The sequence below is a fragment of the Rhizobium sp. BK313 genome (genome assembly GCF_014193655.1).
Lineage (GTDB): Bacteria > Pseudomonadota > Alphaproteobacteria > Rhizobiales > Rhizobiaceae > Rhizobium.
In genome coordinates this window covers 192,912-217,291 of sequence record NZ_JACHZQ010000005.1, presented here as the reverse complement: position 1 = coordinate 217,291, position 24,380 = coordinate 192,912, and the positions used below count along the sequence as shown (strand labels likewise).

The window sequence follows — 24,380 nt, the reverse complement described above, 5'->3', positions numbered from 1 at the left end:
GCTATTCCTCTCGGGCGGCCATGCGGGCGGCGAGACGGCGCTGCGCGGCGATGCGGCGACGCCAGATCTCGTTGCGGATCGCCATCAGATGCAGCGTGAAGAACAGCAGGGTGAAGGCAAGCGCCATGGTGAAAAGCGGCCAGAGGAATTGCGCATCGATGGTCGGGCCGTCGAGGCGCATGATGCTTTCCGACTGGTGCAGCGTGTTCCACCAGTCGACCGAGAACTTGATGATCGGAATGTTGATGAAGCCGACAAGGATCAGCACGGCGGTGACACGCGCTGCCTTGGACGGATCGTCCATGGCGCGGTTCAGCGCGATCAGCCCGAGATACATCAGGAAGAGGATGAACACCGAGGTGAGCCTCGCGTCCCAGACCCAATAGGTGCCCCACATCGGCTTGCCCCAGAGCGAGCCGGTGACGAGGGCAACAAGGGTAAAGGCGGCGCCGAGGGGCGCAGCAGCCTTGGCGGCGACATCGGCCAGCGGATGACGCCAGACGAGCGTGCCGATCGCCGACATGCTCATGATCGTGTAGCACATCATCGACAGCCATGCCGCCGGCACATGGATATACATGATGCGGACAGTATCGCCCTGCTGGTAGTCTCCCTCGGTCGAGAAGGCGAGATAGAGGCCGATCGCGAAAAGCACGGCCGTGATCGCCGCCAGCCAGGGAATGAGACGCGCCGAAAGCGCCAGGAACCGGGTCGGGTTGGCGAGGTCGGAAAATCGGCTGATCGCAGGGCTGATATCGCTCATGCGGCTTGTTTAACCCGATATCCCTTTTACGGCAATCGATCCCATCGTCTCAGGCCGATCAATCCGTCGTGTTGCGCAAGGCGAGCGCGGCCGCTGCCGGGCCGAGCACGGCGAAAAACAAGGTGAGTGCAATCAGGATCAGGAAGGGCGGCAGGAAGGGCTGCGGACCTTCGACCACGGCATAAGTCGCGCTGACGCCGAAGATCAGCACGGGAATGGCCAGCGGCAGCACCAGGATCGACACCAGCAATCCGCCACGTGGCAATGCCACGGCGACTGCCGCCCCCACCGCACCGATGAAAGTGATCGCCGGCGAGCCGACCAGCAGGGTCAAGGCCGTCGCACCGATCGCCGCTTCGTTCATATTCATAAAGAGGCCGAGCAGCGGCGAGGCAATCACCAGCGGCAGGCCGGTCGCTGTCCAGTGTGCTGCGCATTTGGTGAGCACCGTCAGTACCAGTGGGGTTTCCTGCATCACCAGCAGATCGAGCGATCCGTCGTCGCGTTCGGCCTGAAACAGGCGGTCGAGGCCGAGCAGGGCGGATAGCAGTGCGCCGATCCAGACGATGGCCGGGCCGATGCGAGACAGCAGCTTAAGGTCGGGGCCGACGCCGAAGGGGATGACGGCGACGACAGTGAGAAAGAAGAGAATGCCGATGAGGGCACCGCCGCCGGCGCGGACCGAGAGTCTTAAGTCGCGGAGGAAGAGGGCGGTCATGCGGCGAGCCCCTTGATTTCATTATCAATGGAGAGAGCGGTTTTGCCCCTCACCCTAGCTCTCTCCCCGCCGGCGGGGAGAGAGGACGACGGAGCCAACCAAGCGCCTTCGCGCCGTAAAACGGGGAGAAGGTGGACATGAGCGGTTGCGCGCAGCGAAGCCGGGAAAGGACGGATGAGGGGCCATGAGGGACGTAATATCATCCCCAAACCCCCTCACCAACTCCGGCAAATCCCGTCATCCGCATTTCCCGCGCATTTGCGAGCCCGAGCGGCTGATGTGTCGCCGCCAACACGATGCCGCCCGCTTTCTGGTGCGCCGAGATCAGATCCGCAAACAGCCGGTCTGCTGCTGCATCCAGTGCTGCGGTGGGTTCATCGAGGATCCAGACGGGACGATAGGCGACCAGCAGTTTTGCAAATGCGAATCGGCGTTGCTGGCCGGCGGAGAGGTACCCGAAGGGAAGGTGGGTGATGCCGGCAAGACCGACGGCTTCCGCCGCGTCCTCGATCGCAAGACCGGCGCCGCCCATCATGTCTCCGAAAAACTCTTTCCAGAAAATCAGGTTCTCTGCAACCGTAAGTTCTGACTTCATCGCGTTGCGGTGGCCCAGGTAGTGGCTGATTTCGCCTGCCGCCCGGTCCGATTCGCCCTTGGAATCGGTGAAAACGACGCGGCCTTTTTCCTGTCTGAGGAGGCCTGCGACAACACGCAAAAGTGTTGATTTTCCCGAGCCGTTGCGACCAGTCAGGATCAGTGCCTCACCATTGCTCAAGTCAAAGGAAACATTCGCGAAAATCAGGTCTTCGCCCCGCCTTGCCGCCAGGTTTTCAGCGCTTAGATGCATCAGCTCAGGCTTTCCCCGTTTCCGGTCCAGTTCTCGTTGTCGCAGGCTCAAAAAATTGTCCGATTTTGAGCTTGGCCACTCTGGCAAGTCTTTACGAAATTATCTATAAGACCCGCAACCACGCCAGCGGTCGGCGTGAATTTCATCCTTGCGCCGAACATAAGGTTTTCTGCCTTACGTGCGGACAGCGGAAATGGCCGCACCCGCATCCTGATGTGCATTAAGTGCATAGGCGTTCGCACGACTGTGTTGGCTATCAGAAACGGGGTCTCTCGTGTCTAAATCTCTTGACAGTTTCAATTGTCGTTCCACGCTGACCGTGGGCGGGAAAGACTATACCTATTTCAGCCTGCCAAAGGCTGAGGCCAATGGTCTGCCCGGTGTTTCCAACCTTCCCTATTCGATGAAGGTCATTCTGGAAAACCTTCTGCGCTTCGAAGACGGGCAGTCGGTCACCAAGGAACATATCGCCCAGGTCGCCGAATGGCTCACCAACAAGGGCACCGTCGAGAACGAAATCGCCTATCGCCCCGCCCGCGTGCTGATGCAGGACTTCACAGGCGTCCCGGCCGTGGTCGACCTTGCCGCTATGCGTGATGCCATGGTGGCGCTTGGCGGCGATCCGGAAAAGATCAACCCGCTCGTTCCCGTGGACCTCGTCATCGACCATTCGGTCATCGTCGATGAGTTCGGCACGCCGCAGGCATTCGCCCGCAACGTCGAGCTGGAATATCAGCGCAATGGCGAACGCTACCGCTTCCTGAAGTGGGGCCAGCAGGCGTTCCAGAACTTCAGGGTCGTTCCCCCCGGCACCGGCATCTGTCACCAGGTCAACCTCGAATATCTCGGCCAGACCGTCTGGACGAAGGAAGAAGACGGCGAGACGATCGCCTATCCGGACACCTGCGTCGGTACCGATTCGCATACGACGATGATCAACGGCCTCGGCGTTCTTGGCTGGGGTGTCGGCGGTATCGAAGCTGAAGCCGCCATGCTCGGCCAGCCCGTCTCCATGCTGCTGCCTGAGGTCATTGGCTTCCGCCTGACCGGCAAGCTCAAGGAAGGCGTCACCGCGACCGACCTGGTGCTGACCGTCGTTCAGATGCTGCGCAAGAAGGGTGTTGTTTCCAAGTTCGTCGAATTCTTCGGCCCGGGTCTCGACAACATGCCGCTCGCCGATCGTGCCACCATCGGCAACATGGGTCCGGAATATGGCGCGACCTGCGGCTTCTTCCCGGTCGACAAGGAAACGCTCAACTATCTCAACATGTCGGGCCGTGCGAAGGATCGTATCGCGCTGGTCGAAGCCTATTCCAAGGCTCAGGGCATGTGGCGCGACAATGACGGTGCCGATCTCGTCTTCACCGACACGCTGGAACTCGACCTCGGCGACGTCGTGCCGTCCATGGCCGGCCCGAAGCGCCCGGAAGGCCGTATCGCACTGGAAAACATCGCTTCCGGTTTCGCCGGTTCGATGGAGACCGAATACAAGAAGCCGGGCCAGCTTTCGAACCGCTATGCCGTCGAAGGCACGGATTTCGATCTCGGTCATGGTGACGTGGCGATTGCCGCCATCACCTCCTGCACCAATACGTCGAATCCGTCGGTACTGATCGCGGCCGGCCTCCTCGCCCGCAATGCCGTCGCCAAGGGCCTGAAGACGAAGCCGTGGGTCAAGACCTCGCTGGCGCCTGGATCGCAGGTCGTCGGTGAATATCTGGCCAAGTCGGGACTGCAGGCCGATCTCGACAAGCTCGGGTTCAACCTCGTCGGCTTCGGCTGCACCACCTGCATCGGCAATTCCGGTCCGCTTCCGGCCCCGATCTCGAAGACGATCAACGATAAGGGCCTGATCGTATCGGGCGTGCTGTCCGGCAACCGTAACTTCGAAGGCCGCATTTCGCCCGACGTCCAGGCGAACTACCTGGCCTCTCCGCCGCTCGTCGTGGCCTACGCGCTCGCTGGCACCGTGCAGATGGACCTGACCAATGAGCCCATCGGCGAAGACCAGAACGGCAAGCCGGTCTTCCTCAAGGACATCTGGCCCACCTCGCAGGAAGTACAGGAATTCATCCTGAAGTACGTCACGCGCGAGCTGTACGAAACCAAGTATGCCGACGTCTTCAAGGGCGACGCCAACTGGCAGGCCGTGCAGGTTCCTCCGGGCCAGACCTATGCCTGGGACGACAACTCGACCTATGTGCAGAACCCGCCCTACTTCGTTGGCATGGGCAAGACCGGCGCCGGCGTTTCCGATATCAAGGGTGCCCGTGTTCTCGGCCTCTTCGGCGACAAGATCACTACCGACCATATTTCTCCGGCCGGTTCGATCAAGGCTGCCTCACCGGCCGGCTCCTACCTTATTGGCCATGGCGTCGGCGTTGCCGACTTCAACCAGTACGGCACGCGCCGCGGCAATCATGAGGTCATGATGCGCGGCACCTTCGCCAATATCCGCATCCGCAACCACATGCTCGGCCCGAACGGCAAGGAAGGTGGCTACACCTTCCACTATCCGTCCAAGGAAGAGATGTCGATCTACGATGCGGCCATGCAGTACAAGGCCGAAGGCGTTCCGCTCGTGATCTTCGCCGGTGTCGAATACGGCAACGGCTCGTCGCGCGACTGGGCTGCCAAGGGCACCAACCTGCTCGGCGTGCGCGCCGTCGTCGCCCAGTCCTTCGAGCGCATCCATCGCTCGAACCTGGTCGGCATGGGTGTCATCCCCTTCGTCTTCGAGGACGGCACCACCTGGGCAAGCCTCGGCCTCAAGGGCGACGAGACCGTGACGATCGAGGGCCTGGAAAACATCAAGCCGCGCGAGCGCAAGATCGCCAAGGTTACCTATGGCGACGGCACGGTGAAGGACATTCCGATCATCTGCCGCATCGACACGCTGGATGAGGTTACCTACGTCAACAATGGCGGCATCCTGCAGACGGTTCTGCGCGATCTCGCGGCCTAATTGGCGTTGAAACCACTTATACACGCCGTCGGAGCAAACCTCTCCGGCGGCGTCTTGTTTTTCACGCCGATGTGTACGACGCTACCGTCTCCGGACCTTCGTCTCACCCCTTCGTGACTTTGCGTCATCGTGCTTAGCGATTATCTCTTGTTTCAGATTTATCAGGCTTGATGAGGGCCTTACGGATACCCCGAAAAGCGCGAAGCGGTTTCGGGGGTCGCGCCAGCACATGGCTTTCAAGGTCTGAGAAAGAGGTACAACGGCATGCGCTTACGGTTTTTGGTTCCACTTCTAGCAGGCATCGCGCTGGCAAGTTCGCTGCATGCGCAGGAGCTTGCCAAGATCAAGGGCGTCGTCGAGCTCTTCACGTCTCAGGGCTGCGCCTCCTGTCCGCCGGCTGATGCTGCGTTTGAGAAGCTGATCCGCCAGGGCGACGTCGTCGCGCTCGCCTATCACGTCGATTATTGGAACTATCTCGGCTGGAACGACACGATGGCGTCCAAGGACAATACGGCTCGGCAATATGCCTATGCCCGTACGCTCGGCCGCAGTGGGGTTTATACGCCGCAGGCGATTATCAACGGCCGCGATCATCTGAACGGCGCTGATCTCGACGCCATCAACTTCAAGCTCGACGACTTCCGCCGCCAGGGCAAGGGCCTGACGGTCCCCGTGAGTGCTGCCATGAAGGGTGACGAGTTGGAGATCAAGATCGGCGCCGGCCAGGGCCGGGCCAATGTGGTCGTTGCTTATTTCGACAAGGAACAGCAGGTTTCTCCGAAGGCGGGCGAAAACAATGGCCAGCAGATCACCTATCTGCATGCGGTTTCGGACGTCGAAACCGTCGGCATGTGGGATGGTAAGGAAATGAATGTCGTGCTGCCTGCCAATGTCATGGACAAGGCCGGCCGGCGCGGCCTGGCGGTACTGTTGCAGTCCTCGACGCCGTCGGGTGACCCGGCGGCGATCATCGGGGCGACCGTACTGACGATCGGCACGGATGGCTGATCAAGCCTTTTCGGCTAGCGCCGAAAAGATCTCCATTTCGGCTTTCGCCAAATAGAGGGGGTGCCCGGCGAGGGCGCATTCGGGGCTGGGGTTCGGTCGATGCGCCCCGGCCGGGCCGTTTGGCGCGGCGGCGCCAAACCGGTGCCTATAGTTCCGCCAAATGGGGCGTCGTTTTGACTAAAATGCGGCGTTGACAAGACGCTTTACTTCATAAGCAAAAAATTGTGAGCGATCCTTGGTCTTGCAATTTCGCGTGGCTGAGGCAAACTGTCATCCTCTTGTCATGACACAACCCCTGGGGGATTGATGACTGATCAGCCGGATTTGCGACACGGCGAAAGCCGTTCCGTCGACACCACTTCTTCCGTCGTCGTTGATCTCAGAGAATACAAACAGAGCAGGGATCCGCTGCCGGTAACCTTTCATCGTAGGGAGCTGGACGCGATCCTGTGGATCTACGGCCGCATGGTCGGCGAGGGCGAATGGCGCGATTACGCCATCGACCATCTCAAGGAAAAGGCAGTGTTTTCGGTCTTCAAGCGCTCGGGCGAATTGCCGCTCTTCCGCATCGAGAAAAACCCCAAGCTGGCCGCCAAGCAGGGCGCTTTTTCCGTGGTCAATACCAGCGGCATGATCCTGAAGCGCGGCCACGACCTGAGCCAAGTGCTGAAGGTTTTCGATAAGCAATTGAAGCTGGTGGAGAAGTGATCCCCTCCTGCTGCGCTACTCGCTGAACAACGTCCCCGGATAAATCGAGGGATCTGGGTCACTTTCCGCACCTTCGCCGAGCGCTTTCTGCATCAGCATCGTATCCAGCCAGCGGCCGTGCTTGTAACCGGTGCCCTTCAACAGGCCGGTCTCCACAAAACCGGCGGCGCTGTGGAGGGCGACGGACGCCGGGTGGGCGCCGCCGATAACGGCGATCATCTGGCGGAAGCCGAGGGTCTGGCAGGTTTCCACCAGGGTTGCCAGCAGCGCCTTGCCGAGGCCGCGGCCGCGGGCCCCGGGCGCAAGATAGATCGAATCCTCCACCATCCAGCGATAGGCCGGCCGCGTGCGGAATGCCGAGGCATAGGCATAGCCCAGAAAGGCGCCGCCTTCATCTTCAGCAGCGATATAGGGATAGCCTTTATCCTGGATCGCCTGGAAGCGACCTGCCATCTCCTCTTCGCCAGGCGGTATGATCTCATAGCTTGCCGTGCCATTCAGAACGGAGTCGCGATAGATGGCGGTGATGAAGGGAAGGTCGGCCGGAGTGGCATTGCGAAGGCGGAAGGACATTTGTGTTTATTGCCTGATCTGCGATTCCAAGAAGCAGATATAAAGCCGTGTGCGAAGCGCCAAGGCAAACAGAAAAGGCGGCCGAAGCCGCCTTTTCGAACGATCATTCACGTCGCAGCAGTTATTTGCGGTTGCCCATGAACTGCAGCAGGAACATGAACAGGTTGATGAAGTCCAGGTAGAGCGTCAGCGCGCCCATGATCGCCTTGCGGCCAGCAACGGCAACGTCGTCGGCTTCAAAGTACATTTCCTTGATCCGCTGCGTATCCCAGGCGGTGAGGCCGGCGAAGATCACAACGCCAAGGATATTGATGGCGAAGTGTACGGCAGAAGACTGCAGGAAGATGTTGACGAGCATGGCAATGATCAGGCCGAAGAGACCCATCATCATGAACGAGCCCATAGCCGAAAGGCTACGCTTCGTCGTGTAACCGTAAAGCGACAGCGCGCCGAAAGACGCGGCGGTCACGAAGAAGGCCTGCACGATGCTCTGGCCGGTGTAGATGATGAAGATCGACGACAGCGACAGGCCCACCAGCGCAGCATAGACCCAGAAGGTCGTTGTCGCGGCGGCCACGCTCATGCGATTGATCCTGAAGCTCAGGAAGAACACCATCGCCAGCGGCGCGAAGATAACGACCCACTTCAGCGGGCTCAGGTAGATCGCCTGGCCGAAAGCCGTAATCTGTCCGTCAGCGAATGCGAGCGAGAAGGCGCCATAGGCAGCCAAACCCGTGATCGCCAGACCCAGCGCCATCAGGTTGTAGACCTTGAGCATGTAAGCTCGAAGGCCCTCATCGATCATCGCGCCGGTCTGCACGCCTGCCTGCGGCGTCCGGTTTTGGTAGTTGCGAAAGTCAGCCATGTTTTCCTCTTTTAAGCTCCGATGTGAGTACGGTGTCGGGCGCTTTGGTCCCGGGCGCCGCTGCGGAGCTCCAGCATGCCTGTAGAGAATATGAGGCTTTCAAGCCGGGTGCACAAGGGCTAAGCGGCGGCGGCAGGGTTAAATCGGTGTAATATCGGGTAATTTCCCGGTGCTCGGTTAATGCTCGAGGCGTCTTGGCGACGTAAAAGCCTTTGCGAAAATCCGCGCGATTTTCGGGGTTATGCGCTCAGAGTTCACGCAGGACAGGCGCTGCCTTCTGGCCGAGGACGCGCCAGGTGCCGATCAGTCCGATGCCGACCGTCAGCAGCAGAGCGATGATGAGGGTCGAAAAGGCAACATCGGGAAGGAAGGTCGACGGCAGGTGCATGATGCGGCTGACGATGTACCAGGCGGCCACGGAACCGGCGAGCAGTGCGAAGACAGCGGTCGCCGCACCCAGGATCAGATACTCGTAGCTGAAGGCGCGGATCAGCATGGCCCGCGTCGCGCCAAGCGTTTTCAGCACGACCGCGTCATGCGTGCGTGCGCGATTTCCAGCCGCGAGTGCGCCCGCAAGCACCAGCACGGATGCGATGAGCGCGACGGACGCAGCGGCGCGGATAGCCGCGGCAAGCTGGCCGACCAGCGTGTCGACGATATCGAGCGCATCCTTGACTCGGACGCTGGTGATCGTCGGATAGGTGTTGGTGACGTTCTTCAAGATCGCCGCTTCCTGCGTCGACGTAGCGGTGGGATCGGTGAGGGTCGCCAGCCACGCATGCGGTGCGCCCTTGAAGGTGTTGGGCGAAAAGATCATGACGAAATTGATGGATAGCGACTGCCATTGAACCTTGCGGAAGCTTGCGATCTTGGCTGTCACGTTGCGGCCGAGCACGTTGACTGTCACGGTGTCGCCGAGTTTCAGGCCGAGCGCCTTGCCTTCTTCGTCGGAGAAGGAGACCAGAGGCTCGCCGCTGTAATCCTTACCCCACCACTGCCCCTCCGTCAGGGCGGCGTTCTCGGGCATGGTTTCGGCATAGGTGATGCCGCGGTCGCCGCGCAACACCCATTGGCCGGCCGGCGGCACCTTCATCTTGATCACGTCTTCGCCATTGAAGGCGACGATGCGGCCGCGCAGCATCGGCACTTCGACCAACTTTCCCTCAGGCGCTTGGGCCTGCACGACCTTCCGGAAGCCGTCGAGTTCCGAGCCCTGGATATCGACGAAGAAGAAGTTCGGAGCCTGCTCGCTCATGCGCCCGGTCAGCTCGTGACGCATATTGCCGTCGATCAGCGTTAAGGTCACCAGGAGTGCCAGGCCGAGACCGAGAGAGAGGACGACGGAGGCGGTGAGCGAACCCGGTCGATGGATATTGCCGATCGCCAATCTCAGCGCCGGCGAGTGCACGCGCGGGCTGCGGCGGGCGAGCCACGACAGCAAGGCGGCGACGGCACGCAGCACGACGAAAGCTACGGCTATGGAGACGACGAAGACGACGGCGATGAAGCGGTCATAGGCGGTAAAGATCGCGAGTGCCGCTAGAGCTGCCATCAGCAGACCGGCTGCGAGCAGGTATGGCCAGCTCGGCAGGCGGCGGGTCTCGAAACCCTGCTCCCGGAAGAGTGCTGTTGCCGGCACCTCGCGGGCATGGCCGAGCGGCAGGATCGCGAAAGCGAGCGTGGTCAGCAGGCCGAAGAGCGCTGCGAGCGTCAGCGGGCCGGGGTAAAGCCGTGGCGCGGTCGAGATCGGCAGGAATTCGGCCATGAACTGCGAAGCGAGCAACGGTGCGATGGCACCGAGGACGAGACCGACGGCGATGCCGGCCAGCGCAATCAGGGCGATTTGAATCATATAGATCATCACCACGACCAAGGCTGGCGCGCCCAGGCATTTGAAGGTGGCGATGGTGGTACGCTTGGAATCGAGGAACGCGCGCACGGCGTTGGCGACGCCGACGCCGCCGACAATCAGGGCGGTCAGACCGACCAATGTCAGGAATTGCGAGAAGCGGGTAATATTATCGGCGAGCGCGGGTGCCGCCCGGCTGCTGGTGCGGATCGACCAGCCGGCCTGCGGGAAGGCGGTAGTGGCGCGGGCAGCGATGTTGCTCACGCCGCTCGCAGGATCGTCCATGCGGATCTTGTAGACCTGTTCGACGAGACTTCCGGTCGTGATAAGGCCCGAGGCGACCAAGGCGTCACGGCTGGTGAGCAATCGCGGGGCGAAGCCGAAACCTTCGGATACCGAATCCGGCTCGGTCTTCACCGTGCCGGTGATTCGCAGCCTGGTGTTGCCGAGCAGCAGCTCGCTGCCGATTTTGAGGTTCAGCCGCTCCAGCAGCAGGGGGGCAACGACCGCGCCATAGGTCCCGTCCTTGACAGCAAGCAGCGTTGATAGCGGCTGATCCGGATTGGCCTCGAAGGTGCCGTAGAGCGGGTAGGCGCCGTCGACCGCCTTGACCTCGACCAGCGCCTGGTCGGAGCCATCGGGCAGGCGGGCCATGGAGCGCAGGCCAGTGGATTGGGAGAGCTGGCCGAGGCTGTTGAGATAGGTCAATTCGTCCGGCGTCGCCTCGCGATTGTTGAGCTCGAAGCGGACGTCGCCGGCGAGCAGCGACTGGCCCTGTGTCGAGATCGCGTCGGTGATCGAGCGCGAGACGGAGTTGACGGCGGCGATCGCGCCGGTGCCGAGAGCGATGCAGGCGAGAAAGATGTAGAAGCCGCCTAGACCGCCGCGCAATTCGCGCAGGGCAAGGCGAAAGGCAAGCGCAATACGCGACCCCGCCGCGGTCATGCCATCGCCGTCTGATTGGTCCGCGCGGGGGCGCTGTCGGCCTCGATTTCGCCAGAACGAACGTGAATCTGGCGCGAGCATCGGGCGGCAAGCGCCGGGTCATGGGTGACGAGCAGCAGCGTCGTGCCGCGCTCGGCCTGCTGGGCGAAAAGCAGGTCGGCAATCTGTCGGCCGGTATCGGTATCGAGATTGCCGGTCGGCTCGTCGGCGATCAAAAGGGCAGGCGACGGGGCGAGTGCGCGGGCGATCGCCACGCGTTGCTGTTCGCCGCCCGAAAGTTGCCCGGGATAGTGGCTCAGCCGCTCGCCGAGGCCAACGGCCTGCAATTCGCGTCGGGCTATGTCGAAGGCGTCGCGAACATTGGCGAGCTCCAGCGGCACGGCGACATTTTCCAGCGCCGTCATATTGGCGATAAGATGGAAGGACTGGAAGACGATGCCGATATTGCGGCCGCGGAAATCGGCGACGCGGTCTTCGCTCAAGCTATGCAGCGGCGTGTCGCGGATCAACAGTTCGCCGCTGTCGAGCTTTTCAAGGCCGGCGAGCACCATCAGCAGCGTCGACTTGCCGGAGCCGGAGGGACCGACAATGCCGACGGATTCGCCCTCTGCCACGGTGAGGTCGATGCCTTTCAACACGTGGACGGAGGCGGCAGCGTTGCCGAGCGTCAAATCCGCCTTCTTCAGCTCGATGATGGTTTTTGCCAATGCGAACGCCCTATATACATCAGAGACCATGGCGGGCGCGATTTGGCCCTCACGGCGAATTTAGGGAACAGATCATGAGTTTTAAAGTTGCCGCGTTTCACTTCGCTGTCATTGCTTTCGGTCTTTTGTTTGGCGCTGCGGGTGCAGCCGATGCGCGAACGATCCAATTGGTCGGCCTCGGCGACAGCCTGATGGCCGGCTACCAGCTACCGCCGGGCGACGGATTTCCCGCCAAGCTGGAGGCGGCGCTGAAGGCCAAGGGGCTGGATGTGGCGATCGCCGATGCCGGCGTGTCCGGCGACACCAGCTCCGGCGGCCTGTCGCGCGTCGACTGGTCGGTGCCTGATGGAACGGATGGCGTGATCCTCGAGCTCGGCGCAAACGACGCATTGCGCGGCATTCCGCCCGAACAGACGGAAAAGAATCTCGACACAATCATCAGCCGGCTGAAGGCGCGCAACATTCCCGTCCTGCTCGCTGGCATGCTGGCGCCGCCGAACATGGGACCGGATTATGCAGCCAGGTTCAACCCGATCTACAAGCGGCTCGCCGACAAGTATCAACTCCCGCTCTATCCGTTTTTTCTCGATGGCGTCGCCACGCATGCGGACTTACAATTAAACGATGGCATGCATCCGAACCCGCAGGGTGTCGAGGTGATGGTGCAACGCTTCCAACCCGTAGCGACGAGTTTCATTGGGACGATTGTCGCAGTCGCGAAATAGGAGCTTGCACCGGCTGCAATTGCATGATTCCCTGCTGATATCTGCAAGAGATTCGGGGAGTGCTCGTTATGCCGAGACTTTTTACCGCCCTCGAAATTCCGCGCAACGCGGCCATGAGCCTTTCGTTGTTGCGCGGCGGTCTTCCCGGAGCCCGGTGGATCGACGTCGAAAATTATCACATCACTTTGCGTTTCATCGGCGATGTCGACGGTCGTACCGCCGATGAAATCGTCGAGCGACTAGATCGCATCGATCGGCCGGAATTCCAGCTTCGGCTAGAAGGAATCGGCTCTTTCGGCTCGAAGAAGCCGCATTCGGTCTGGGCCGGTGTCACGCAAACGCCCGATATGTACGCGCTGCAGGGCGAAATCGAGCGCATCTGCCAACGCATCGGCTTGCCGCCGGATCCGCGCAAGTTCACGCCGCATGTCACGCTCGCGCGGCTGAAGTCCTCGCGTGTCGACGACGTCGTGCACTATCTCTCCGGCCGCGGCAACTTCCACACCGCGCCGTTCACGGTAGGGCGCTTCGTGCTGCTGTCCTCGCGCGAATCAGTCGGTGGCGGCCCCTACCTCACCGAAGAGGTCTTCCCGCTTCACGAGGCCCGCAGTGCTTTTCCCGCGATGGGCAACAGCGCGTTGCAGCCGGCCAAGAGCATGGTGTAGGCCGCTTCGAAATCCTCGTGGCCCCCATAGTAGGGATCGGGAATGTCTTTGACGCTTCCAAGCGTGAAGGCGTTGAATAGGTGGAGCTTGCCGAGCGCATCGGCAGGCGCGATTTTGCGTAAATTCTTCAAATTGTCTTGATCCATTGCCAGGATCAGGTCGAACCGATCGAAGTCGGCGGCTTCGATGCGGCGTGCACGTTGACCGGAAATATCGACGCCATGGCCTGCTGCCGCGGCTATTGAGCGACGGTCCGGCCTTTCGCCCTGATGCCAGCCGCCGGTGCCGGCCGAATCGATCTCGAATTCGGAGCCGCGGCCCGCTTCGGTCGCGAGATGCCGGAAAATGCCTTCGGCAAGCGGTGAACGGCAGATATTGCCGGCGCAAACAAAAAGAATCCTGTGGTGGGCCATGGTATCGTTCAACCGATTGAGAGGAGTGATCTTGTCATGAAATACGAAAAGCTGGAACCGGCGACAATCGATGAAAACGTGGCTGGCCTTAGCGGCTGGACTTTGGCGGCCGATCGCCTCTCGATTTCGAAGAGCTTCAAATTCCGCAATTTCGTCGAAGCCTTCGGTTTCATGACCGAGGCGGCCTTGGCGGCGGAGAAGTTCAATCACCATCCCGAATGGTTCAACGTCTATTCCCGTGTCGACGTGAAACTGACGACGCATGACGCCAACGGCCTGACGGAGCAGGACATCAAACTTGCCAAGGCGATGGAAAAGGCCGCGGCTCGGCGAGTTGATTGAATCGCAGGTGCCGATCACCATATGTTTATGCGGCCCAGGACAGGGCTTCTATAGGGATGAATGGAATGGATGACATCAAGTATGGGGAAATCCTGATGCCTGGTGACGAAGAGACCCAAGATCGGCAGGAGAAGTCGGTGCGCAGCAAGTTCTGGCCGACCTTGCGCAAGGCAGCGCGGTATATCCCGTTTTCCCGCGATGTGGTCGCAGCATTCTATTGCGCGCTCGATCCACAGACGCCGACGCGGGTTCGCGGCGTTCTGCTGGCCGCGCTCGGTTACTTCGTTATGCCAGTGGACATCATTCCGGATTTTTTCGCTGTCATCGGTTTTTCGGATGATGTCGCAGTGCTGACGCTGGCCTTCAGCATGATCAGGGGCCATATCCGCCAGGAGCATTATGACGCCGCCGACCGAGCCTTGGCCAACGAGCCCGAGGCCGCAAAAACCGCTTGATCCCGGTCAGATCGGTGCCGACGGGATTCTTGCCGGGTTTCCAGACCTTTATGAGGTCCTCCTGATTTTAGAGAGGTCAAACTCTTGCCTGAATCTTTCTGTCTTAAATCGATCCCGCAGGATGGTGTTTTGCCATCCGGGTTTTCCAATTCCTCCTGATGCATTTCAGGCCTGGCGTGGCACTTGAATCGAAATGGCACAGACCAGGGGCAGTCACCGCTCCGTTGACGGTTTGGTAACCTAAATAAAGTCAAAATAGGGCAGCTCATGAGCATAGGTGTGCGTTACTCAAATCGCCTCGAGCTCTGGACCGCAAGAAATCGGCAGGAAACCATGTTTGTAAAAAGCTTCGCAATCGCCCTCTCGCTCGTTCTGGCCGGCACCGGCATCGCATCCGCGCAGACCAAGATCAAGAAGCAGGCAACCCCCACACAGGCGCAGGCGGCGGCACCCGTGGCCCCGACGCGCATCCAGCAGTTCGACGCATGGGGCGCCTATTCCTACCAGTCCGGGGCCGGCAAGGTCTGCTACGTTCTCTCCGTGCCGACGGCCAAGCTGCCGGCCACAGGTATCGATCATGGCGACAATTTCTTCATCGTTTCCCAGCGTCCGGGTCAGAACATCTCCTACGAGCCGCAGGCGATGATGGGGTATCCGCTGAAGGAAAATTCCAAGGTCGACGTCGTCATCGACAACAAGACCTTCGTCATGTTCACCAAGGACAAGGCCGCCTGGGTCGAGAATGCGGCACAGGAGCCGGCGCTGGTCGCTGCGCTCAAGTCCGGCCATTCGTTGAAGGTCACCGCGACCTCGAAGAAGGGCACCGGTACCTCCTACACCTACTCGCTGAAGGGCGTTACCGCCGCGCTGAAGCAGATCGAAAGCTGCAAATAAGATCGAAGCGCCCGCGATCACGTCAAAGTGATCGCAGGCTCTATCGAGACCGAAGCGATGAGGCCGGCCCGGTGGCTGGCCCTTTGCTTTTTCAGGAGGGATGACGCGGGCTGAAATTAGTGCTAAAGGCCGCGCCCATGAGCGGTGTATTCGCAATTTCCTTGCCCCGCACCAGATGAACCTTCTGATCTCAGTGCCTTGCCCGCGCCCACAGCTTTCGAGCTTTTGGGGGCATCGCCGATATGAACCATTGGAATGATCCTATGTCCGCGATCGATGTCATGACTCCACCCAAGCTGAAGCCGATGCCCGTGTCGCAGCCGGTCGAGCTTTCGCCGAAACCGTCGTTGATTGGCATGACGCGTGAAGAGATGGGGGCAGCACTCAAGGAAAAGGGTGTCGCCGACAAGCAGATCAAGATGCGCGTCAGCCAGCTCTGGAATTGGATCTACGTGCGCGGCGTCTCCGATTTCGACGCCATGGCGAATGTCTCCAAGGACATGCGCGAAATGCTGAAGACGCATTTCACCATCGCCCGCCCGGAGATCGTCGAGGAGCAGGTTTCCAACGACGGCACGCGCAAATGGCTGCTGCGTTTCCCGCCGCGCGGCGCCGGGCGTCCCGTCGAGATCGAGGCCGTCTATATTCCGGAAGAAGGCCGAGGCACGCTCTGCATTTCCAGCCAGGTCGGCTGTTCGCTCACCTGTTCCTTCTGTCACACCGGTACGCAGCGCCTCGTTCGTAACCTGACGGCGGAGGAGATCCTGTCGCAATTGCTCCTGGCGCGTGACCGGCTCGGCGATTTTCCGGACCGTGAGGCACCGCAAGGGACGGTCATGCCCGCGGAAGGCCGCAAGGTCAGCAATATCGTGATGATGGGCATGGGCGAACCGCTCTACAATTTCGAAAGCGTCAAGACGGCGCTGCTGATCGCCTCCGATGGGGATGGCCTGTCGCTCTCCAAGCGCCGCATCACGCTTTCCACTTCCGGAGTCGTGCCGGAAATCTACCGCACCGGTGACGAGATCGGCGTCATGCTGGCAATCTCGCTGCATGCAGTCCGTGATGACCTGCGCGACATGCTGGTGCCGATCAACAAGAAATATCCGCTGAAGGAGCTGATGGACGCCTGCCGCGCCTATCCCGGCCTTTCGAACGCGCGGCGCATCACCTTCGAATATGTGATGCTGAAGGGCGTCAATGACAGCCTCGAGGATGCCAAGGGGCTGATCCAGCTTCTGAAAGGCATTCCAGCCAAGATCAATCTGATCCCCTTCAATCCCTGGCCGGGCACGAACTACCAGTGTTCCGACTGGGAGCAGATCGAGAAGTTTGCCGATTTCATCAATTCGGCCGGCTACGCCTCGCCGATCCGCACGCCGCGCGGCCGCGACATTCTCGCTGCCTGCGGCCAGTTGAAGTCGGAATCGGAGCGCATGCGCAAAACCGAACGGCTGGCCTTCGAAGCCATGATGATCGCCAACCATGGCGAGGATTGAGATCGATGATTCTCGGTTTGCGCAGGCCGATGCGGCTCCTGTGGGGCTATCTCGGTGCCTGTGTTCTGATGGGCTTCGTGCTGGCCTGCGTTACCGCCTGGACGATGCCGGGGATGGCCGCGCCTGAATTGTTCGCGCTCACCGTCGCGCTGACCAAGCTTGCGATGATCGTCAGCATCCTGCCGTCGCTTTTCGTCATTGCGATTTTCGAATGGCGCGGCATGCGCCGCTGGTACGGTTACGCCATCTATGGCGCCTTGCTGTCGGCAGCGGCGTCGGTTCTCATCTCGGGCAGTCTGGACAGGCCGCAGACTCTGAACCTCATCACCGTCGTTGTTTGCTTTGCTTTTCTTGGAGCGGCAAGCGCCACGGTGTACTGGTGGATCGCAGGCCGGTTCGCCGGGCGCCGCCCCGTCCTCAACGGGAATGGGTGAAAAAGATCTTCACTGCGAACACTGAAAAGACGCTGGCAAAGGCATAGTCGAGGCCGCGCATGACGCTGCGGTTCTTCTGCAGCCAGGATGCCAGACCGTCAGCGGCGAGCACGACGATCGTGTTGACCGGCATGCCGATCAAGATGAAGAAGAAGCCCAGGAACAGAAGCTTCTGTGTGACGGCCGGATCACCCGCCGTGACGAACTGCGGCAGGAAGGTCATGAAGAAGATGATGACCTTCGGGTTCAGCAGATTGACCCAGAAGCCGGTCGAGACGTTGGCGAGCGGTGTGCCCCTGGCCTCGTCGACCTTCTTGACCGACAGGCTGGAGCCGAAGCGGATCGCCTGGATCGCCAGCCACAGCAGATAGCCGGCGCCGCCGGTTTTCAGGATGGTGAAGGCAAGCGGCGAGGCAGTAATCAATGCTGAAATGCCGAAAGCCACCAGGAATGTATGAACGACGATGCCGAGGCTGGTGCCGAGGACCACGAAAAGTGCTGCCTTCTTGCCCTGCGCCAATGCGCGGCTGATCGACAGGGTCATATCGGGCCCGGGGGTTGCCGCCAGCAATAAGCTCGCGGCGGCAAAAGCGAGAAGGGTCGGCAGGCTGGGTATGAAGTGCATGACATGCTCCGAAAGCCGGACAAGAGTATCGGCGTTTTCTTATCCGGCTTTCGGATATTTGCAAATCAATCCTTCTTTTCAAGGAACGCCTTGAACTTGTCTGCGTAGTCCGGATGCCAGCGTGACAGCGGCGGGCGGTTTTCGATGATATCGCCTGCGGCCCAGAGCATACGGCGTTCGTCGATCGGCCTCGCAACGTCGTTATCGGGGCAAAGGACGTAGAAATCGCCACGTGCCAGACTCTGGATCATGAATTCAACCGTTTGCTCCGGCGTCCAGGCTCCTGCCGGCTTTTCTCTGCGGTCGCCTTTGGTCAGGCCGGTAAAGACGAAACCGGGGATGAGCAAATGGGCGGAGATTTTCCCACCTTCGGTGTTGCGCAGCTCATGCTGCAGCGCCTCGGTGAAGACCTTCACACCGGCCTTGGATACATTATAGGCCGGGTTGCCTGGCGGGGTTGTGATGCCCTGCTTCGAGCCGGTGTTGATGATGAGGCCCGGCTTGCCATGGGCCAGCATGCCGGGGCCGAACGTCCGGGTGCCGTTGATGACGCCGAGAAGATTGACGCCGAGAATATCGTCCCAACCCGCCTGTGGGCTGAAGATCGAGGTTTCCGGGCCGATGCCGGCATTGTTCATCAGCACGTGCACGCGGCCAAAACGTTGGAGGACGACGCGTTCCAGGGCTTCCAGCTGCTCCTTCTTGGAGACATCGGTCTCGATCGCCATGACATGTTCGTCGCTGCCGGCAAGTGCGATCAGCTCGTCACGAGCGCTTACCAGCCGCTCCCCGCCGAGATCGGCGATAGCGACGCTCATCCCGAGGCCGACGAAATGCTTTGCGGCGGCAAAGCCGATGCCGGACGCGCCGCCGGTGATGACGGCGACACTGGCCTTCTTGAAAATCTCTTGAATATCAGTCACGGGCGAAGCCCTCCCTAGGCATGGTTCGATCGCGGCCGAATATGGCTCTTTCCGGAACCAAGTCAAACCGGGCGTGAGCCTCGCTAAGGATATAATTTATCTGGAAACCGGCCTACCATTGAAACCGGGTCGGCTTGCCCCGTTCGAGCCCGGCCAGCCTGGACGCAGCACCGAGCGTGGCACAGGCAGCGGAGGGTTTTCACACGACGCAGACTAGGCGGTCGCACCCTGTGATAAAATTCGCTAATCTCTCTCAATGGCTGATCAAATTTGCACAGGCCTCGAGTGGGAGGATATTCGCATTTTCATCGCGCTTGCTCGCCATGGCAGTTTGGGCGTCCTCAGGATGGGGATCTGATCGCCAAGCCCTCGCGAACTCTGGCTGGTTACGCGGCGACAGGACAGCAAGGACCTTTCGATCAGGACGGTTGCCGATTTCATGATGGACGTCTTTCGCGATGAACGCGATCTTTTCGAGTGACGGATGGCTATCATCGCCGGACGCCACCGGTCGCACTTTCCCTTGCGCCTCGCGATAATCTCGCTAAAAGTGCCGCGATACGGGGTTTACGGCACTTTCCGCGAGCCCGCACTCTAACGGACCTCATCATCATGGCATCACATAAAGACGTGAAGAAAGTCGTTCTCGCCTATTCCGGCGGCCTCGACACCTCGATTATCCTGAAGTGGCTGCAGACCGAACTGGGCGCTGAAGTCGTCACCTTCACCGCCGATCTCGGCCAGGGCGAAGAGTTGGAGCCGGCGCGTAAGAAGGCCGAATTGCTCGGCATCAAGGAGATCTATATCGAGGACGTGCGCGAGGAGTTCGTGCGCGATTTCGTCTTCCCGATGTTCCGTGCCAATGCCGTCTACGAAGGCGTCTACCTGCTCGGCACGTCGATTGCCCGTCCGTTGATCTCCAAGCACCTGATCGAGATCGCCAAGAAGACCGGCGCCGATGCCATCGCGCATGGTGCGACCGGCAAGGGCAACGATCAGGTTCGCTTCGAACTGTCCGCCTATGCGCTGAACCCGGATATCAAGATCATCGCACCGTGGCGCGACTGGTCGTTCAAGAGCCGCACCGACCTGCTCGAATTCGCCGAAAAGCACCAGATCCCGGTTGCCAAGGACAAGAAGGGCGAAGCGCCGTTCTCAGTCGATGCCAACCTCCTGCACTCCTCGTCCGAAGGCAAGGTCCTCGAGGATCCGTCGCAGGAAGCTCCGGAATATGTGCATATGCGCACGATTTCGCCGGAGGCCGCGCCCGACAAGGCAACCGTCATCAAGGTCGGCTTCGAAAAGGGCGATGCCGTTTCGGTCAATGGCGAGCGCATGAGCCCGGCAACGCTGCTCGCAGAGCTCAACAATTACGGCCGCGACAACGGCATCGGCCGCCTCGATCTCGTAGAGAACCGCTACGTCGGCATGAAGTCGCGCGGCGTTTACGAGACCCCCGGCGGCACGATCCTGCTCGCAGCCCACCGTGCCATCGAGTCCATCACGCTCGATCGCGGCGCCGCTCACCTCAAGGATGAGCTGATGCCGCGTTATGCGGAGCTGATCTACTACGGCTTCTGGTTCTCGCCGGAGCGCGAAATGCTGCAGGCGCTGATTGACAAGAGCCAGGAGCATGTCGAAGGCGAAGTGACGCTGAAGCTCTACAAGGGCAACGTCATGGTCATCGGCCGCGAAAGCCCGAAGTCGCTCTATTCCGACAAGCTGGTAACCTTCGAAGACGATCAGGGTGCCTACGATCAGAAGGATGCGGCTGGCTTCATCAAGCTCAATGCGCTGCGTCTGCGCACGCTCGGCAAGCGCAATCTGTCGAAATAATTAAATTTGCTACAAAATGCGGACCCGCTTCCTGTGCGAAAGCGGGTCTTTCTTCCTGTATGGGGATGGTGACGGATTTATTCCGCGGCCCTCAATTCCCGCTCCATCTCCGCCGGCAGCTCCGCATTCTGCAGATTGCTGCGAAAAGCGCGGAGCGCATGATGCAGTTCATCCTGCAGGCCATGATCGAAGCCCTGCATCGCATCCTGCTCTACGGCGTAGATCTCACAACCGATCTGCTTCAGCTTGGCGCTGGCCGCTTCCGACAAAACGATGCGCTTGGCGCGGCGGTCGAGTGGATCGGGCTGACGCTCGATCAGGCCACGCGCCTGCAACTTGTCGAGGAAGGCGCTAACCGTCATCGGCTCCAGCCCCATGCGAGTGGCGATATCGAGTTGACGGCTGCCGTTGACGGCGGCAACCTGGATCAGCGTTCGCGCTTCACCTGCTGTCAGACCGAGACCCGCAGCCATAATGCGCCGCTCGAAAGCCGCTCGCATTAGCCGCGCACAATCTGCCACAAGAAAGGCAAGCGAATCCGTATCTATCCTGCTGCTCATAAGCGCTTCCCTACCTACGCTTGTTTTTTAGGCCCCGATAAATTCTTTATTGATTTCGCTCCTCGAACACAACGGATTCTTCATTCTGCAAGCAACTTGTTTAGCTTGACCGGATTCAGGGCGTTGTTAATCTGTCACGATTACCAGAGGGAACTTCCAATATGACGCAATCACTTATCGTCGGTGCCTTCCTGGCGGCGCTGTTCTATGTGCTTATTCCTGGCCCGGCTTTTCTGGCGCTGCTTGGTATCGGGGCGGGGCAGGGGCGCAAGGCCGGCGCCTTCTTCATGAGCGGCCATCTCGTCGGGGACCTGATTTGGTCGTCGCTCGCTCTGGTTGCAATCGTTGGTGCGAAAACTATCGGCACCTTCGTCTTCGATCTGCTCGGATTGCTCTGTGGCTTCTACTTGGCCTGGATCGGCTGGAACGCCGTTACCGCCAAGCCGAAAGGAGACGGCAAGGCGCTGCTCAATGTCGACCGTCCGTTCCGCCGTGGCCTGATCTTCGGCGTCACCAATCCAAAAGGGTATCCCGTGGCGTTGGCAACGTTTACGGCGCTGGTGGCGGGTTCGGCCGGCGCATTGACGTTCAGCGCGCTGCCGCTGCTGCTCACCGTTTCCTTTGTCGGCTTCGTTAGCGCCGACATCATCCTGATCGGCATCATCGGCGCGGGCACGGTTCGGCGTTTCTATCGCGCTCACGAGCGGCTGATCGTGCGCTGCTCCGGCGTGCTGTTCATGGGCTTTGCGGCGCAGGCGCTGTGGCATGCGACGCCCGGGTTGCTCGGCTGGCGTAAAGCCTGACCATTCCTCGTTATTTGTTCTGCCCTCGCCATACCAATTTGGCGGATAGGGTCTTATATCGTGCTTCGATCAGATGCCTGCCGAAAGGACGCTTCGCATGTCTTCCCAAACTGCCGTCAACCCCGCGCTCGTCGAATGGACCGGACACCAAGGACTGCCACGTTTCGACGCTGTGAAAGACGCTGATTTTGCACCTGCCTTTGAAGCAGCTCTTGCGTCCCACGATGCGGAGATCGATGCGATTGCCGACAATGGCGAGGCGCCGACCTTTGCCAATACCGTCACCGCGCTCGAAAGCGCCGGTGACGCGCTGTCGCGAGTCTCCGCTTTGTTCTGGAACCGGGCCGGGGCGCATACCAATGAGGTGATCCAGGCCTTGGAGCGCGAGATTGCGCCGAAGATGTCGCGGCACTATTCGAAGATCGGCATGAATGCCGCGCTTTTCGCCCGCATCGACGCGCTATGGGAGGCGCGTGAAGACCTCGGCCTGACGTTGGAAGAGACCCGCGTGCTGGAACGGCACTGGAAGGGTTTCGTGAAGTCGGGCGCCAAGCTGCCGAAGGCGGAACAGGAGCGACTCGCCGAGATCAACGAGAAACTGGCGGGCCTCGGCGCGCAGTTCGGGCAGAATGTTCTTGCCGACGAGAAGGGCTGGGCGCTGATCCTCTCCGAGGAAGCCGATCTTGCCGGTCTTCCCGATTTTCTTAGGGATGCGATGGCTGCGGCGGCGCGCGAGCGCGGCGAAGAGGGCAAATATGCCGTTACACTTTCGCGCTCGATCATCGAACCCTTCCTGACGTCGTCGGAGCGTCGGGATCTCCGCGAACGGGCCTTCAGGGCCTGGGTGGCGCGCGGCGCGAATGGCGGCAAGACCGACAATCGCAACATTATCAAAGAGACGCTAGCGCTGAGGGCCGAGAAAGCCGAGCTACTGGGCTATGGCAATTATGCCGAGCTCAAGCTCGACAACACCATGGCGAAAACGCCCGAGGCGGTAAGCCAGCTCCTGAAAGCGGTCTGGGCGAAAGCCGTAGAACGCGCACGCGAGGAAGAGGGCGATATCGCGGCGCTGATTGCCGAGGAGGGCCGCAATCATGAGGTCATGCCTTGGGATTGGCGGCACTATGCCGAGAAGATCAGGACGCGGAAGTTCGATTTCTCGGAAACGGAGCTTAAGCCCTATCTGCAGCTCGAAAAGATCATCGCGGCCTGCTTCGACGTCGCCGGACGTCTTTTCGGCATCCGCGCCGTCGAGCAGAAGGGAGTTTCCGCCTATCACCCCGATGTTCGCGTATTCGAGATCCGCGATCGCTCGGACAAGCTGGTGGCGCTGTTCCTCGGCGACTACTTCGCCCGCAGCTCGAAGCGCTCCGGCGCCTGGATGAGCTCGTTTCAGTCGCAGCATAAATTGCCGCTGAAGAACGGCCATATCGGCGAACTGCCGATCATCTATAACGTCTGCAATTTCGCCAAGCCGGCCGAAGGCAAGCCGGCGCTACTGTCGCTCGACGACGCCCGCACGCTGTTCCACGAATTCGGCCATGCATTGCACGGCATGCTTTCTAACGTCACTTATCCCTCGGTTTCCGGCACCGGCGTTTCCCGCGATTTCGTCGAGTTGCCATCGCAGCTCTACGAACATTGGCTGACCGTACCGGCGATCCTGAAGGAATATGCGGTGCACTACGAGACCGGCGCGCCGATGCCGCAGGCTTTGCTCGACAAGGTTCTCGCCGCCCGCACCTTCAATGCCGGTTTCAACACCGTGGAATTCACCTCGTCGGCGCTCGTCGATATGGCGTTCCACACCCGGGGTCCCGTTGAAGACCCGATGGCGGTGCAGGTCGAGGTACTATCGGAGATCGGCATGCCGAAATCGATCGTCATGCGCCACGCCACGCCGCACTTCCAGCATGTGTTTTCCGGCGATGGTTATTCGGCCGGCTATTATTCATACATGTGGTCGGAGGTGCTGGATGCGGACGCCTTCTCCGCCTTCGAGGAAACCGGCGACGCGTTCAATCCGGAGACGGCTGCGAAACTGAAGGCCAACATCTATTCCGTCGGCGGCTCGATCGACCCGGAAGATGCCTACAAGGCCTTCCGCGGCAAGCTGCCGAGCCCGGATGCGATGCTGAAGAAGAAGGGGCTGGCGGCCTGATTCTTGCTTTCGGTATGTCGCAAAAGTCAGTCGCGAAAGGTCAACTTTTGCGGCCGATGTGCGGCAGCGTCCGGTTTGGATTGATTTTGCCTGGTAA

Annotated in this window: 25 protein-coding genes; 13 read left to right on the top strand and 12 right to left on the bottom strand. The window is 60.4% G+C overall.

The features are described 5' to 3' along the window. Position 1: 1 nt before the first annotated feature. The 3 genes from FHT86_RS24530 to ccmA all read right to left on the bottom strand — a co-directional run bounded on the left by FHT86_RS24530 (position 2) and on the right by ccmA (position 2,328). The gene (locus FHT86_RS24530) at positions 2-763 is read right to left on the bottom strand and encodes a heme ABC transporter permease (RefSeq protein WP_133709058.1); all 762 of its coding nucleotides are present in this window, start codon (positions 761-763) and stop codon (positions 2-4) included. Between the two features lie 58 nt (positions 764-821). Continuing rightward, positions 822-1,481, bottom strand: coding sequence for a heme exporter protein CcmB (gene ccmB, locus FHT86_RS24525; RefSeq protein ID WP_133709059.1), 660 nt, complete (start codon positions 1,479-1,481; stop codon positions 822-824). A 199-nt stretch (positions 1,482-1,680) separates the two neighbouring features. After that, positions 1,681-2,328, bottom strand: coding sequence for a heme ABC exporter ATP-binding protein CcmA (gene ccmA, locus FHT86_RS24520; RefSeq protein WP_133709276.1), 648 nt, complete (start codon positions 2,326-2,328; stop codon positions 1,681-1,683). 274 nt (positions 2,329-2,602) lie between these two features. On the opposite strand from ccmA, the gene acnA reads away from it, so the two are divergent. From acnA to FHT86_RS24505, 3 genes are all read left to right on the top strand, one after another. Beyond that, the gene (gene acnA, locus FHT86_RS24515) at positions 2,603-5,293 is read left to right on the top strand and encodes an aconitate hydratase AcnA (protein WP_133709060.1); all 2,691 of its coding nucleotides are present in this window, start codon (positions 2,603-2,605) and stop codon (positions 5,291-5,293) included. A gap of 264 nt (positions 5,294-5,557) precedes the next feature. After that, on the top strand, positions 5,558-6,301 hold the full coding sequence (locus tag FHT86_RS24510; protein WP_133709061.1) for a DUF1223 domain-containing protein: 744 nt from the start codon (positions 5,558-5,560) through the stop codon (positions 6,299-6,301). 306 nt (positions 6,302-6,607) lie between these two features. After that, entirely contained in the window at positions 6,608-7,009 is a 402-nt protein-coding gene (locus FHT86_RS24505; protein WP_133709062.1) for a DUF2794 domain-containing protein, read from the top strand. A gap of 15 nt (positions 7,010-7,024) precedes the next feature. On the opposite strand, the gene FHT86_RS24500 is transcribed toward FHT86_RS24505, so the two are convergent. From FHT86_RS24500 to FHT86_RS24485, 4 genes are all read right to left on the bottom strand, one after another. Continuing rightward, positions 7,025-7,582, bottom strand: a complete 558-nt coding sequence (locus FHT86_RS24500) for a GNAT family N-acetyltransferase (RefSeq protein ID WP_133709063.1) — start codon at positions 7,580-7,582, stop codon at positions 7,025-7,027. 121 nt (positions 7,583-7,703) lie between these two features. Beyond that, positions 7,704-8,447, bottom strand: a complete 744-nt coding sequence (locus FHT86_RS24495) for a Bax inhibitor-1/YccA family protein (RefSeq protein WP_133709064.1) — start codon at positions 8,445-8,447, stop codon at positions 7,704-7,706. 247 nt (positions 8,448-8,694) lie between these two features. Next, positions 8,695-11,241: an ABC transporter permease gene (locus tag FHT86_RS24490; protein ID WP_133709065.1), complete on the bottom strand. Its 2,547-nt coding sequence runs from the start codon at positions 11,239-11,241 to the stop codon at positions 8,695-8,697. After that, the gene (locus tag FHT86_RS24485) at positions 11,238-11,948 is read right to left on the bottom strand and encodes an ABC transporter ATP-binding protein (RefSeq protein WP_133709066.1); all 711 of its coding nucleotides are present in this window, start codon (positions 11,946-11,948) and stop codon (positions 11,238-11,240) included. Before FHT86_RS24485 ends, FHT86_RS24490 begins: the two co-directional genes overlap by 4 nt. 74 nt (positions 11,949-12,022) lie before the next feature. On the opposite strand from FHT86_RS24485, the gene FHT86_RS24480 reads away from it, so the two are divergent. Together FHT86_RS24480 and thpR are read left to right on the top strand one after the other, a co-directional pair. Next, positions 12,023-12,673: an arylesterase gene (locus tag FHT86_RS24480; protein WP_133709067.1), complete on the top strand. Its 651-nt coding sequence runs from the start codon at positions 12,023-12,025 to the stop codon at positions 12,671-12,673. A gap of 68 nt (positions 12,674-12,741) precedes the next feature. After that, positions 12,742-13,338: an RNA 2',3'-cyclic phosphodiesterase gene (gene thpR, locus FHT86_RS24475; RefSeq protein ID WP_133709068.1), complete on the top strand. Its 597-nt coding sequence runs from the start codon at positions 12,742-12,744 to the stop codon at positions 13,336-13,338. Here thpR and FHT86_RS24470 read toward each other — a convergent pair. Next, positions 13,269-13,751: a low molecular weight protein-tyrosine-phosphatase gene (locus tag FHT86_RS24470; protein ID WP_133709069.1), complete on the bottom strand. Its 483-nt coding sequence runs from the start codon at positions 13,749-13,751 to the stop codon at positions 13,269-13,271. The two genes, thpR and FHT86_RS24470, sit on opposite strands and share 70 nt — an antisense overlap. A 36-nt stretch (positions 13,752-13,787) precedes the next feature. Between FHT86_RS24470 and FHT86_RS24465 the strand changes: the two genes are divergently transcribed. The 5 genes from FHT86_RS24465 (at position 13,788) to FHT86_RS24445 (ending at position 17,375) form a co-directional block, all read left to right on the top strand. Beyond that, positions 13,788-14,093: a 4a-hydroxytetrahydrobiopterin dehydratase gene (locus FHT86_RS24465; protein ID WP_133709070.1), complete on the top strand. Its 306-nt coding sequence runs from the start codon at positions 13,788-13,790 to the stop codon at positions 14,091-14,093. Between the two features lie 65 nt (positions 14,094-14,158). Then, positions 14,159-14,548, top strand: coding sequence for a YkvA family protein (locus FHT86_RS24460; RefSeq protein WP_133709071.1), 390 nt, complete (start codon positions 14,159-14,161; stop codon positions 14,546-14,548). Between the two features lie 333 nt (positions 14,549-14,881). Next, complete coding sequence (locus tag FHT86_RS24455) at positions 14,882-15,442, top strand: invasion associated locus B family protein (RefSeq protein ID WP_133709072.1); 561 nt, start codon at positions 14,882-14,884, stop codon at positions 15,440-15,442. Positions 15,443-15,705: 263 nt separating this feature from the next. Next, on the top strand, positions 15,706-16,941 hold the full coding sequence (rlmN, locus tag FHT86_RS24450) for a 23S rRNA (adenine(2503)-C(2))-methyltransferase RlmN (protein ID WP_133709073.1): 1,236 nt from the start codon (positions 15,706-15,708) through the stop codon (positions 16,939-16,941). A gap of 5 nt (positions 16,942-16,946) precedes the next feature. Then, positions 16,947-17,375: a hypothetical protein gene (locus FHT86_RS24445; RefSeq protein ID WP_133709074.1), complete on the top strand. Its 429-nt coding sequence runs from the start codon at positions 16,947-16,949 to the stop codon at positions 17,373-17,375. Here the strand turns inward: FHT86_RS24445 and FHT86_RS24440 are convergent. From FHT86_RS24440 to FHT86_RS24430, 3 genes are all read right to left on the bottom strand, one after another. Beyond that, positions 17,359-18,000 carry a LysE family translocator gene (locus tag FHT86_RS24440; RefSeq protein ID WP_133709075.1) on the bottom strand — a complete coding sequence of 214 codons (642 nt, stop codon included), beginning with the start codon at positions 17,998-18,000 and terminating at the stop codon, positions 17,359-17,361. The two genes, FHT86_RS24445 and FHT86_RS24440, sit on opposite strands and share 17 nt — an antisense overlap. A gap of 65 nt (positions 18,001-18,065) precedes the next feature. After that, positions 18,066-18,923: an SDR family oxidoreductase gene (locus FHT86_RS24435; protein WP_133709076.1), complete on the bottom strand. Its 858-nt coding sequence runs from the start codon at positions 18,921-18,923 to the stop codon at positions 18,066-18,068. Positions 18,924-19,176: 253 nt separating this feature from the next. Continuing rightward, positions 19,177-19,431 (bottom strand): hypothetical protein, encoded by a 255-nt coding sequence (locus tag FHT86_RS24430; RefSeq protein WP_133709077.1) that lies wholly within the window; start codon positions 19,429-19,431, stop codon positions 19,177-19,179. A 104-nt stretch (positions 19,432-19,535) separates the two neighbouring features. On the opposite strand from FHT86_RS24430, the gene FHT86_RS24425 reads away from it, so the two are divergent. Then, positions 19,536-20,759 carry an argininosuccinate synthase gene (locus FHT86_RS24425; RefSeq protein ID WP_133709078.1) on the top strand — a complete coding sequence of 408 codons (1,224 nt, stop codon included), beginning with the start codon at positions 19,536-19,538 and terminating at the stop codon, positions 20,757-20,759. Positions 20,760-20,836: 77 nt separating this feature from the next. Here FHT86_RS24425 and FHT86_RS24420 read toward each other — a convergent pair whose 3' ends face one another. Then, positions 20,837-21,319 (bottom strand): MarR family winged helix-turn-helix transcriptional regulator, encoded by a 483-nt coding sequence (locus FHT86_RS24420; RefSeq protein WP_133709079.1) that lies wholly within the window; start codon positions 21,317-21,319, stop codon positions 20,837-20,839. 161 nt (positions 21,320-21,480) lie between these two features. Between FHT86_RS24420 and FHT86_RS24415 the strand changes: the two genes are divergently transcribed. Both FHT86_RS24415 and FHT86_RS24410 read left to right on the top strand, forming a co-directional pair. Further along, positions 21,481-22,122, top strand: a complete 642-nt coding sequence (locus FHT86_RS24415; protein WP_133709080.1) for a LysE family translocator — start codon at positions 21,481-21,483, stop codon at positions 22,120-22,122. Positions 22,123-22,219: 97 nt separating this feature from the next. After that, positions 22,220-24,283: a M3 family metallopeptidase gene (locus tag FHT86_RS24410; RefSeq protein ID WP_133709081.1), complete on the top strand. Its 2,064-nt coding sequence runs from the start codon at positions 22,220-22,222 to the stop codon at positions 24,281-24,283. Positions 24,284-24,380 lie beyond the last annotated feature (97 nt).

Excerpts from the sequence above, each read along its gene's own strand:
- FHT86_RS24410 (WP_133709081.1), top strand. The coding sequence starts at position 22,220 with ATGTCTTCCCAAACTGCCGTCAACCCCGCGCTCGTCGAATGGACCGGA.
- FHT86_RS24500 (WP_133709063.1), bottom strand. The coding sequence starts at position 7,582 with ATGTCCTTCCGCCTTCGCAATGCCACTCCGGCCGACCTTCCCTTCATC.
- FHT86_RS24530 (WP_133709058.1), bottom strand. The coding sequence starts at position 763 with ATGAGCGATATCAGCCCTGCGATCAGCCGATTTTCCGACCTCGCCAAC.
- rlmN (WP_133709073.1), top strand. The coding sequence starts at position 15,706 with ATGTCCGCGATCGATGTCATGACTCCACCCAAGCTGAAGCCGATGCCC.
- FHT86_RS24470 (WP_133709069.1), bottom strand. The coding sequence starts at position 13,751 with ATGGCCCACCACAGGATTCTTTTTGTTTGCGCCGGCAATATCTGCCGT.
- thpR (WP_133709068.1), top strand. The coding sequence starts at position 12,742 with ATGCCGAGACTTTTTACCGCCCTCGAAATTCCGCGCAACGCGGCCATG.
- FHT86_RS24465 (WP_133709070.1), top strand. The coding sequence starts at position 13,788 with ATGAAATACGAAAAGCTGGAACCGGCGACAATCGATGAAAACGTGGCT.
- FHT86_RS24415 (WP_133709080.1), top strand. The coding sequence starts at position 21,481 with ATGACGCAATCACTTATCGTCGGTGCCTTCCTGGCGGCGCTGTTCTAT.
- FHT86_RS24455 (WP_133709072.1), top strand. The coding sequence starts at position 14,882 with ATGTTTGTAAAAAGCTTCGCAATCGCCCTCTCGCTCGTTCTGGCCGGC.
- FHT86_RS24440 (WP_133709075.1), bottom strand. The coding sequence starts at position 18,000 with ATGCACTTCATACCCAGCCTGCCGACCCTTCTCGCTTTTGCCGCCGCG.
- FHT86_RS24495 (WP_133709064.1), bottom strand. The coding sequence starts at position 8,447 with ATGGCTGACTTTCGCAACTACCAAAACCGGACGCCGCAGGCAGGCGTG.
- ccmA (WP_133709276.1), bottom strand. The coding sequence starts at position 2,328 with ATGCATCTAAGCGCTGAAAACCTGGCGGCAAGGCGGGGCGAAGACCTG.
- FHT86_RS24505 (WP_133709062.1), top strand. The coding sequence starts at position 6,608 with ATGACTGATCAGCCGGATTTGCGACACGGCGAAAGCCGTTCCGTCGAC.
- FHT86_RS24420 (WP_133709079.1), bottom strand. The coding sequence starts at position 21,319 with ATGAGCAGCAGGATAGATACGGATTCGCTTGCCTTTCTTGTGGCAGAT.
- FHT86_RS24460 (WP_133709071.1), top strand. The coding sequence starts at position 14,159 with ATGGATGACATCAAGTATGGGGAAATCCTGATGCCTGGTGACGAAGAG.
- FHT86_RS24490 (WP_133709065.1), bottom strand. The coding sequence starts at position 11,241 with ATGACCGCGGCGGGGTCGCGTATTGCGCTTGCCTTTCGCCTTGCCCTG.
- ccmB (WP_133709059.1), bottom strand. The coding sequence starts at position 1,481 with ATGACCGCCCTCTTCCTCCGCGACTTAAGACTCTCGGTCCGCGCCGGC.
- FHT86_RS24445 (WP_133709074.1), top strand. The coding sequence starts at position 16,947 with ATGATTCTCGGTTTGCGCAGGCCGATGCGGCTCCTGTGGGGCTATCTC.
- FHT86_RS24480 (WP_133709067.1), top strand. The coding sequence starts at position 12,023 with ATGAGTTTTAAAGTTGCCGCGTTTCACTTCGCTGTCATTGCTTTCGGT.
- FHT86_RS24425 (WP_133709078.1), top strand. The coding sequence starts at position 19,536 with ATGGCATCACATAAAGACGTGAAGAAAGTCGTTCTCGCCTATTCCGGC.
- FHT86_RS24510 (WP_133709061.1), top strand. The coding sequence starts at position 5,558 with ATGCGCTTACGGTTTTTGGTTCCACTTCTAGCAGGCATCGCGCTGGCA.